The sequence below is a fragment of the Streptomyces sp. NPDC048606 genome (assembly GCF_040650855.1).
In the GTDB taxonomy this organism is placed as follows: Bacteria; Actinomycetota; Actinomycetes; order Streptomycetales; family Streptomycetaceae; genus Streptomyces.
On the sequence record NZ_JBEZIB010000112.1, the window covers coordinates 1 to 1,093 of the forward strand.

Here is a 1,093-nt window from a genome sequence, read left to right on the forward strand (position 1 = left end):
CCGCTACGAACGCAAGGCCGAGCACTTCCTCGCCTTCACCAGCCTCGCCTGCACCCTCATCTGCTACCGCAGACTAGCCAAATGAGATGACGTCTAAGCACGGGGATGCCCGCGAACTCGAGCCAGCCGGTCAGCTGCTGCCGCAGGGTGTCCTTCTCCGCCGCGACGTACAGGGCGTGCTCCTGGCCCGCCGTGCGGTCCAGGCGGAACCAGGCGGGCATCTCGCGCACGAAGGCGTCCGCGTCCGGCCAGGCCGGCGGGACGTGAACTTCGCGCATGGTGTCGATCAGGTCGGGGAAGCGGCCCTCGCGGCGGGCCTGGGCCAGCTGCGAGGACAGCCGCCGGTACATCGGCGGCGTGTGCGGCAGCACGCCCTCGGCCGCGAGCCGGTACATCACCTGCCTGAGCGTGACCTTGATCGGCGCGTACCCGTCCACGATCTGCCGCGCCCGTTCCACGACGAGGGGCCACCGGATCCGTTCACGAGCCATACCGGTACATGTACCCCTCCGCGCTGCTGGCCCCCCGGGATACGGATAGACCCCTCCCCTCGGCTATCGCGAGGTAAGAGGTGTCGTTTTCCGAAGGAGGCTTGCCCACGGGTGCTGACCTGCACGAATGCAAGATCACCAGATTCGGGGGGTCCCACTCACGGTCACACCTGCGGTCCCCCGCCTAGTGCACCCGTGCAGACACCTCTCCAGCCCCCTTCCGGTGCAACCCCTCCGGATCGAGGTACAGCCTCCAGCTGGTGCGGATGTGACTCCTCGCGATACCTGTCACCTCACAGCGCGGACTGTCACCGCCCGGACGCTCGCCTCGGTTCGTCGGCTGAGTGCCTGGTCATCCGTCTTGGAACCGTCAGCCTTGTGGTTGCGCCCCGCCGAGTGTTTACGCCGCTGCCATGAGCCACCACACGGTTGAGCCCGACGCCCAAGCCGGGGTGCGCAGGCACGGGGCCCGACATGGCGACCGAACCGGAACGCCCGAGATCCCTCGCTAAGGGTTGTCCCGTAAATGATCTTTGAGTTGCCTCGGGGATAGTGGGCTGCTGTACCGCCCGTAGGCCTATCCGGCGAGGGCGAGGTTGTGC

1 protein-coding gene is annotated in these 1,093 nt (G+C 67.4%); it reads right to left on the bottom strand.

Translation table 11 applies throughout. The features are described 5' to 3' along the window. Positions 1-56: 56 nt before the first annotated feature. Positions 57-491 (bottom strand): hypothetical protein, encoded by a 435-nt coding sequence (locus tag AB0D01_RS39745; RefSeq protein WP_363064304.1) that lies wholly within the window; start codon positions 489-491, stop codon positions 57-59. Positions 492-1,093: the final 602 nt, after the last annotated feature.

Bases quoted from the DNA above. Each gene is read 5' to 3' on its own strand.
- AB0D01_RS39745 (WP_363064304.1), bottom strand. From the start codon at position 491: ATGGCTCGTGAACGGATCCGGTGGCCCCTCGTCGTGGAACGGGCGCGG.